Annotated in this window: 2 protein-coding genes; both read left to right on the top strand. The window is 42.1% G+C overall.

Annotated features, from left to right (window positions below):
- The first annotated feature begins 151 nt into the window (after positions 1-151).
- Positions 152-1,723 (top strand): DDE-type integrase/transposase/recombinase, encoded by a 1,572-nt coding sequence (locus DWZ38_RS21865; protein WP_117855412.1) that lies wholly within the window; start codon positions 152-154, stop codon positions 1,721-1,723.
- Positions 1,720-2,484, top strand: a complete 765-nt coding sequence (locus DWZ38_RS21860) for an ATP-binding protein (RefSeq protein ID WP_117855410.1) — start codon at positions 1,720-1,722, stop codon at positions 2,482-2,484. The genes DWZ38_RS21865 and DWZ38_RS21860 overlap by 4 nt, the downstream gene beginning before the upstream one ends.
- The last annotated feature ends 87 nt before the right edge of the window (positions 2,485-2,571 follow it).

Below are 2,571 nucleotides of genomic sequence, written 5' to 3'. Positions count from 1 at the left end.
TGCAAATTCTGCCCGAACGGTACGCCTATTCTGAAATTAGCGGTACATCCATTCTGATTTAGCGGTATGCGTTTTCTGCTCAAAGCGGTACGTTTTTCCTTTATTATTGTGATGTAACTATTATTCATCACAGTGCAAAGGAGGAACTATTATGCACGACTACAATACTATTCTTGGAGTCATAGAACTTCGACTCAGTAAAGTCAGTTATGACGCCGTACAAAAACGTTACCGGATTGGACGAAGCGGGATTGCATTAATCATGAACCGCTACAAGGATTCAGGCTTATCATTGGATGATCTTCGACAAATGCCAACCTCAAAGGTGGTTGATCTCATCTATCCAAAAGAAAACCTTCGACATAAGGATATTCCATTACCTGATTTCGAAAAAATACATGAGCAGATGATCCAAATGGGAAAACATGCCGACTTGAGCTTTCTATGGATTGATTATAAAAAAGAGCATCCCAACGGTTACCAGCTTGCTCAGTTTTATAAGCTGTATCGTGATTTCCTGGTAGATACGTATGGTACTTCAAAAACATCTATGCCTGTAGAGCGGATCCCTGGTGAAAAGATGTATATTGACTGGATAGGCGACCAGCCGGAACTGCTACTGGACACAACTACTGGCGAACTTCGAAAAGTTCATATTTTTACGACTACACTTGGTTTTAGCAGCCTTGTTTATGCAGAGATCTTTCCGGATGAAAAACTTCCACATTTTATTACCGGCACAGTACATGCACTGTCTTATTATGGGGCAGTTCCTAAATATCTTGTCCCGGACAATCTGAGAACAGCTGTTACCAGGCATAGTAAAGATGAACTTGTGCTGCAGTCAGCTTTTTCAGATCTGGAAACTTTTTATGATACGATCATTCTGCCGCCACCACCAAGGAAACCGAAAGGCAAACCAACAGTTGAAAATCATGTGCGTTTCTTGGAGACGCATCTGGTAGAAGAATTAAAGAAAGATACTTATACCTCTCTGGAAGCTCTGAATGCTGCGGTCAAAAAGATCGTAGCGGACATCAACCAGCGTCCTTTCCAGAAAAAATCCGACATTCGGAAATCCCGCATGAATGGATTCGAAAAGTACGACAAACCGCGTATGAACCAGCTTCCAGGCGAAAGTTATACACTTTGTGATTATAAATACTTTCTTAAAGTTCCAGATAATTACCACCTTGAGTATGATGCCCACTACTATTCTGTATTGTATACCTATAAAGGGAAGCCTGCAATTCTTAAGGCTACAATGACGGAGATACGGATCTGTGATGAGTATAACCGGCTGATCTGCCGCCATCCAAGATCTTACCGTGATTTTCCTCTTTACATTACAGATGACAATCATATGCCTCCAGAACACCTGTATTACAAAGAAGTGAATGCACATGACGGAGCTTATTACAGACGATGGGCATCTGTTTATGGAGAATCTATGGTAACTCTTATTGATAGGATACTCCGCAGTTCCAAGCATGAGGAACAGGCATACAACAGCTGTGCCGGTGTACTCCATTCCTGTAAAGATGTTCCTCACAGGCTGGTTCAGGAGGCTGCTGAGAAATGCGTAGAAGCCAATGCCTGCAAGTATTCTTATTTCAAGAAAGTACTTAGCATGGTTCAGAATAATCATTCCAGCAGTGCTATAAACGGAACCGGAAAACTTCCTTCCCATACAAACATCCGTGGAAAGGAGGCATACAAATGAGTTCATCCCATGACATTACATTAACACCTCAGGAACAGGCTCTGATCATGCGTCTGAAGAGTTTCCGTGTTCCAGAAATGGCACATATCCTGGAAGAACAGTTGAAAGATCCCAATGCAGATCTGAACACTTTTATGGAACGCATGACAGCAATGATTGATGCAGAGTGGCAGGCGCGGGCAGATAAACGTTTTAATCGTCTGATGAAAGAAGCGCATCTGCGATATCCGGCGGCGGATCTTGACGAAACTATTTACCGTCCAGAACGTCAGCTTGATACCCAGACAATAGAGCGACTGAGTACCTGCCATTGGATAGAGGAAGGAAAGAATCTCATTGTAACAGGATCTTCCGCCAGTGGAAAAACTTATCTAATCAATGCTTTTTGTGTAACTGCAATGAAGCAGTCTAAGAGTGTAAAGTATATAAAAGCGAACACTCTTATGAGCGAAATGGAACAGGCACGTATCAAATCCACAAATCTGGATTACCTGAATAGGCTGACCAAGCTGGATCTTCTTGTGATCGATGATTTTGGCCTTATGGATCTTGATCTTGATAAATGCCGGGATCTTTTTGAAGTCCTTGACACCAGGGATGGAAGAAAATCAACTGTAGTCATCTCACAGTTTCCAGTCAGTACATGGTTTGATATGTTTGCTGATAATACCTACGCTGATGCGTGCCTTACACGAATCACAGATAAACATCATACATATCGTCTGGAAATGAACGGTATAAATATGCGTGAAACAGAATGATATCATCTAGCGGTACTTCGTACCGTTAAAAATGGAATAGCCGTTCCGCAGTAGCGGAACTGGCATTCCGTTTGAACGTAATTTGCA

The sequence above is a fragment of the Ruminococcus sp. AF31-8BH genome, from assembly GCF_003460605.1.
Taxonomy (GTDB): domain Bacteria; phylum Bacillota; class Clostridia; order Lachnospirales; family Lachnospiraceae; genus Blautia_A; species Blautia_A acetigignens.
Note: the sequence above shows the minus strand (reverse complement) of the source record. Positions and strands in the feature narration are given on the sequence as shown.

Excerpts from the sequence above, each read along its gene's own strand:
- DWZ38_RS21865 (WP_117855412.1), top strand. The coding sequence starts at position 152 with ATGCACGACTACAATACTATTCTTGGAGTCATAGAACTTCGACTCAGT.
- DWZ38_RS21860 (WP_117855410.1), top strand. The coding sequence starts at position 1,720 with ATGAGTTCATCCCATGACATTACATTAACACCTCAGGAACAGGCTCTG.